This window comes from Caldovatus aquaticus (assembly GCF_019458025.1).
In the GTDB taxonomy this organism is placed as follows: domain Bacteria; phylum Pseudomonadota; class Alphaproteobacteria; order Acetobacterales; family Acetobacteraceae; genus Caldovatus; species Caldovatus aquaticus.
Map to the genome: position 1 here is coordinate 1 of NZ_JAHZUY010000104.1, position 5,633 is coordinate 5,633.

The window sequence follows — 5,633 nt, forward strand, 5'->3', positions numbered from 1 at the left end:
CCGATAGGCGGCCTTCTGCGCCTCGGTCAGGCCGGCGCGGACGATCGTCGGGACCGTGGCGAGGCCGAGGGACTGCGCGGCCAGCAGCCGGCCGTGGCCGGCGATGACCTCGCCGCGCTCGTCCACCAGCACCGGCGCGACGAAGCCGAACTCGAGGATGCTGGCCGCGATCTGCGCCACCTGCTCGTCGGAATGCGTGCGCGCATTGCCGGCATAGGGCAGCAGCGAGGCGACCGCGCGCGCCTCGACGGCGCTCGCAGCCCATGGGGCCTGGGGCATCGGGACCTGCGTGATGGTGGAACGGAGGGGGCGCCGCGGCTGGCAACCTGGCGGCGCTGGCAACCTGGAAAACGGGGCTGACGCTAGGCGGCTCGCGCGCTTCCGCGTCCCGCATACGCCAGGCCCAGGAAGGACCCTGCGGCTCGCGAGCCACTGTCTCGATCGAGCGACGCTGTGGCTGGTCGGCCGCTTCGCGCTCGCGCATCTTCAAGTTGGCCGCAGGATAGGACAGACGGATTCCAGGGCGCAACGCGACATTTCCGCGCAGGCGTTCCTTTGTTTTCGCTCCGAAGCCGGGTCACGGCGTGCGGCCGTCACGCCGCCCTCGTCCGCGGCACGAGGCCGAAGTGCCCCGCCAGCACACCGAGCGTTGCGACCAGCATGCCCTGCGCCTGCGGCGGCGAGACCGGCCGCCCTCCCCAGCCCTGGCGCGTCGCCCACTCGCGCACCGACATCTCGAGGCCGAGCACGTGCCAGGCGCAGGAGCCGGCGGCGCTGTCGTGACCGCCCAGCGCGTCGAGCGCCTCGGCCACGCGCCGTCGCGCGTCCATGGCGCGCTCGGACAGCGCGTCGGCGGTCCGGCCTGGCAGGCGCAGCAGGGAGGCGCGCACCATGCCGTCCAGCGCGGCGCGCCGGAACAGCACCCGGAAGCAGCCGCCCGCATCGTGCATCTCCTGGGTGATGGTGCCGTTGGCGAGCATCAGGCCAAGGGTGTCGATGGCGCGGCGATGGAGGACGGGCGCGCCGGTCTCCGGATCGGCCTCGCGGACGGGCTCGCTGAAGCCGCCATGCTGCAGGCGCCACCGGCTCGGCAGGGCGAGGCTCTCCTCCCGGGTGCGGGCCTTCTTCTTGCGCTTACCGGCCATGGCTCGGGCCTCCTGTGCGCGGCCCCCAGCGCCGCGTCGCCTCGTTGGTCAGGGCCTGGCGGAGCCAGGGATCGGCGATGTCATCGAGGCGGAGGGCGACGACGCCCTGCTCGCGCCAGACGCGCCGGCGCATGGCCTCGAGGTCGGCCGGGTTGGCGGGGCTCGGCTCGCGGCCGAGGGGGCATCGCGGCAGCGCCGGCGCGCCGGGCAGCCTCACTGCACACCGCCCCGGGCGTCGATCGCCCACAGCAGCAGGGCGAGGGCATCCGCCTCATTGTCGTCCGCCGGCGCGAAGCCGCGCGCCCGCATGGCGGCGATCACCGCCTCCTTCGGTGCATTGCCCTTGCCGGTCGCGAAGCGCTTGATCGTGCCGACCGGGACGCCCTGGTAGGGGACGCCGGCGCCTTCGCACCAGGCGGTCAGGTGCGCGAGGAAGCCGCCATAGACATGGGCGGCGGTGGTGCCGGCGTGCCGCCGCACCTCCTCGAAGACGACGCTGCCGAGCGGGCCGGCGCTCGAGCCCATGCTGTCCAGCCAGCGGCGGAAGCGCAGCCAGCCCATGCCGCCGCCCTCGAAGCGGCCGGGCCGAAAGGCGGCGGTGCCGGAGGCGATGCTGCCATCCGGCAGCCGCAGCGCCCAGCCGAGAGAGCTGCCGAGGTCGAGGGCGAGCAGGCTTCCGTGACGCATGGTGACGATTGCGGCGGGTTTTTCCATTGACTGCTCACGCGCGCGCGCGCACGCGAGGGCATCAATAGGGGAGTGACGCGTCAATCCGTCACAATCGGTCATCGCTCAGAACTCCATCTCGATTTCGGAATGGGTTGTGTTCGCGCGCAGGCGCAGGCCGATGAAGCAGCGCTGCGCGCTGGTGCGGTGGGGCGAAAACCCGCGCGCGCTCAGCGTCTGCGAGAAGCGCTTGATCGAGCCGACGAATTCGCCGCTGGCTTCGGCCCAGGCCTTCCACGACGCGTAGAGGGCCGCAGTCGCCTCGCTGTGCTGGCTGCCGCGCTCGCAGCACTCCTCGATCCACCGCCCCAGCGCGTCCTCCGCCTCGAAGTACTCGTCGGTGGCGGCGAGCACGGTGGCGGGCGGGCGGAGCCCGACGCGCTGCCATTCGAGGCAGCCCTCGATCGCCCAGGCGAGGATGCCGTCGCGCTCCGCGAGCAGCCGCTCGGGCAGGCGCTTGTCGCGCCGGGCGGGCGGGATGGTGACCGTGAACGGCACCATGTGCAGCCGCCGCCGCATCGCCTCGTCGACATTGCGGATCGCTGGCTTGTGGTTGCCCGCGACCAGCAGCTTGAACTGCGGGGTGAACTCGAAAAAGTCCTGCCGCATGAAGCGCGCGGTGATGCGGTCGCCCCCCGTAAGCGCCTTGAGCTTGCTCTCGGCCCAGCGGCTGCCCTGCTCGGTCTCGATCGAGGTGACGATGCGGGCGCCGCGCAGCCCGGCCATGTCGGTCGGATGGCGTTCGCCGCTGGTCGCCATGAACATGTCCATGGGCGCGACGGTGGCGTAGTCGCCGAGGAGGGCGGTGAGCGTGTTGAGGAACACCGACTTGCCGTTGGCGCCGGTGCCGTAGAGGAAGAACAGCGCGTGCTCGGTGGTCACGCCGGTGAGCGCGTAGCCGACCACCCGGCGGAGGTAGGCCTGCAGCTCGGCGTCGCCGCCCGTGACCTGGGCGAGGAAGGCGAGCCAAGCCGGGCAGTCGCCCCGGGGCGCGGCGGTGGTGATCTTGGTCATGCAGAGGGCGCGGTCGTGCGGGGCGAGCGCGCCGCTGCGCAGATCCACGACGCCGGCCGGGGTGTTCAGCAGCCAGGGATCGCGGTCCCAGACCTCGGCGGTGGTGGCGTGGCGCCGATCGGCGCGCGCCAGGCGCTCGACGGCGGCGACGGTTGCGGCCTGGGAGAGCTTCGTGCGGACCCTGGCGTTGTTGGCGCGGTTGGCCGCGGCGCGGCAGACGTGGCGGGCGAGGTCGAAGGCGCGCAGCGTGCCCTCGCGCTCCCAGCGCGTTCCGGTCCAGGTGAGCCAGGCGCCCCAGACCGCGACATGCCGCCAGTCCTCGCCATGCTGCGCGCTGAACGCGGCGGCGAGGGCGTCCTCGGTGAAGCCGACCGGCAGCGGGCCATCGTCGCCCGGCCCATCGCCCTCGGCTACGGCCTGGTCGGGCTCGCCTGCACCTGTGCCGGGGTGACTGGCCTCGGCGCGGCGCCACAGCCGCTCCGCCTCCTGGCGCAGCCGGTCCTCGGGCCAGGGCGGGCTGATCCGTGCGGCGTTGTAGTCCTGGATCTCCTGCCAAGCCTGGGCCGCGGTGACGAAGCCGTCCTGGCAGCGGCGGATCCAGTAGCCGATGATGCGGGAGAGCGCCTCGAAGCGGGTGAGGCCATCGGCGCCGCCCTCGCGCACCACCTGGGCGAAGAGCTCGGTCACCTCGCCGCGGCCGGCGCCGTTGAAGTCGAGCGGGTCCTCCGCCGGGTCCGGCGTCACCTCGCTGCCCACCCCCGCCAGGGGCGGCATGGCGAGCACCGCCTCGGCGAACTCCGTGAGGTCGCGGTCCGCGCCGCCCGAGGAGAGGATGGCGACCAGCCTCGGCTGCCCGCCCTTGGCATGGACAGACCCGGCGACGCGGATCGGCTGGTGCGCCGAGCGGAAGGCCGGATCGCCGCCGACCTTCACCGCGATCGCGTGCCGCAGCCGGCACACCGTGGCCAGGTCCTCGCCGGTGGCCGGCTCGGTGAGCCGCCAGTAGAGGTGGAGCTTCGCCTGGCCCTCCGGCGTGACGCCGCCCGAGGCGACCTCGAGGCTGGGCGGGCCGAGGTGCCGGACCAGATGCGCCCGCTTCGCGGCGATGTCGCCGCCGTCGAGATCGACCAGCACCACCTGCATCTGCACGATGTGCTCGGCGCTGGCCTGGCCGGGTGCGACGACCGTGCCAGGGATGACGTAGAGCGCCATGCCCGCCTCGGCGGCCCAGCGCGCCTGCACGGCGAGCTTCGCCGGCAGCTCGCCATCGGCGGGCAGGAAGGGCGTGTGCGGCGCGCGGTCGGGCCCGCCCTTCTCGGCCAGCGCCCGGACCGCGACCCAGCCCTCGCACCAGCCGAAGACCATCTCGGCATAGGCCGCGACCATGGCGGGATCGGGGGCGACCGGCATCGGCGGGTTCACCTCGGCGGCGCTCATGACCAGCACCGCGTGCGCCAGGGGCAGCGCGCACATTCGGGGTGATCGGGCTCGGCGGCGATGCGCGGCAGCCACTCGCCGGCGTCGCAGGCCTGCAGGACGCGCACCGCCTTGTCGCTGGTGGCCTGGGCCAGCGCGCCGTCGAAGGGCACCAGCTCGTGGTGCAGCTCGGCGGTGTCCTTGTTCACCGCGGTGAACAGGGCCGGCGCCTCGGTCAGGCCCATGTACGCCTGGTAGAGCGCGACCTGCGCCGCGTAGATCGGCTTGGCCGCGGCGACGCCGCGCCGGACGATCTCCTTCCAGTTGCGGGCGTTGGCCGACTTGCATTCCCACAGCGCCGGGACGGCGACGACGCTCTGGGCGGAGGCTGGCGCTGCCACGACCACGCCGTCGATGTGGCCCTGCACGCGGCCGGCCGCGACCGAGAAGCCGAACTGCTCGCCGCTGCGGCTGCGGGTGCGCAGGTCGAAGCCGGCGCGCCGGAGCCAGCCGATCGCCAGATCCTCGAAGACATGCCCCACCGCGAAGACGCGGAGCGTCTGGCCCGAGAAGCCGGTGTCCGGGTCGCGCGGGACGTCGAGGAACTCGTACTGCAGGCGCCGCGCGCAGGGATCGCCCAGCCGCGAGCCGCCGAGATACTCGCGGCGCGCCCGCGTGCCGTTCTCCGCCACCAGCGCCGCGTCGATCAGGGCGTTGATCGCCTCGGCCGCGGTCGGCGGCTTCGGGCGGTGATTGAAGTCGAGGCTGGCCTCCGTCATCAGAAGGGAACCTCCGGGGAGGTGGACGGACAGGACGGCCGCATCGCGTCCTGGAAGGCGCCGACGGCCACCTCCGCGAGCGTCAGCACCTGCTGCTCCGACAGCGCGTTCAGCGGCGTGGTCCAGCCGATCTCGGCCATCACCTCGGCCATGGCGCGGATCGCGGCGCGCAGGGCGGCGCGCTCCTGTTCGGTGAGGTCAACCATGGCGGGCGCCTCCCGGGCGGCGCGCCGCGTCCACCACTTCTGGCAGGTGATGGAGCAGAAGGAGACGGAAGGCCGCGGCGGCTTCGAGGAGGTCGGGTCGAACCAGCCGAAGCCGCGCGCCCGCCGCCGGCAGACGGCGCAGAGCGCGCGCGGTGCGGGTGCCAACGGCATGATCGAACGCCGGCGTCATGCCGCCCTCGCGATGCCCTTGGGAAACACAGCGGCCAGGATCTGCGGCCGGTGCCAGAGGAAGTTCAGCCGGCAGTTCGCCGCGTACTTCGACAGCCCGAAGTCGAGCGCCGGATCGGCATCGCCGGCCTTGATGAGCAGCTCGCGCTGGCGGGCGG

General features: G+C 73.4%; 7 protein-coding genes. All 7 read right to left on the reverse strand.

The genetic code is table 11. From position 1 onward, the window contains the following. On the reverse strand, positions 1-279 hold a 279-nt coding region (locus tag K1J50_RS18375; RefSeq protein ID WP_220119209.1), incomplete at its 3' end, for a ParB/Srx family N-terminal domain-containing protein. A 314-nt stretch (positions 280-593) separates the two neighbouring features. Then, a complete protein-coding gene (locus tag K1J50_RS18380; RefSeq protein WP_135468456.1) occupies positions 594-1,145 on the reverse strand; it encodes a hypothetical protein in 552 nt (183 codons plus the stop codon). After that, positions 1,135-1,362 carry a hypothetical protein gene (locus tag K1J50_RS18385; protein WP_192898699.1) on the reverse strand — a complete coding sequence of 76 codons (228 nt, stop codon included), beginning with the start codon at positions 1,360-1,362 and terminating at the stop codon, positions 1,135-1,137. Before K1J50_RS18385 ends, K1J50_RS18380 begins: the two co-directional genes overlap by 11 nt. Then, positions 1,359-1,832 (reverse strand): hypothetical protein, encoded by a 474-nt coding sequence (locus tag K1J50_RS18390; RefSeq protein WP_037301628.1) that lies wholly within the window; start codon positions 1,830-1,832, stop codon positions 1,359-1,361. Before K1J50_RS18390 ends, K1J50_RS18385 begins: the two co-directional genes overlap by 4 nt. Positions 1,833-1,937: 105 nt before the next feature. After that, the gene (locus K1J50_RS18395) at positions 1,938-4,358 is read right to left on the reverse strand and encodes a phage/plasmid primase, P4 family (RefSeq protein ID WP_220119210.1); all 2,421 of its coding nucleotides are present in this window, start codon (positions 4,356-4,358) and stop codon (positions 1,938-1,940) included. Next, positions 4,319-5,080 (reverse strand): YqaJ viral recombinase family protein, encoded by a 762-nt coding sequence (locus K1J50_RS18400; RefSeq protein WP_141855589.1) that lies wholly within the window; start codon positions 5,078-5,080, stop codon positions 4,319-4,321. Before K1J50_RS18400 ends, K1J50_RS18395 begins: the two co-directional genes overlap by 40 nt. Then, positions 5,080-5,451, reverse strand: coding sequence for a DUF6511 domain-containing protein (locus K1J50_RS19365; RefSeq protein WP_255575459.1), 372 nt, complete (start codon positions 5,449-5,451; stop codon positions 5,080-5,082). The genes K1J50_RS18400 and K1J50_RS19365 overlap by 1 nt, the downstream gene beginning before the upstream one ends. Positions 5,452-5,633 lie beyond the last annotated feature (182 nt).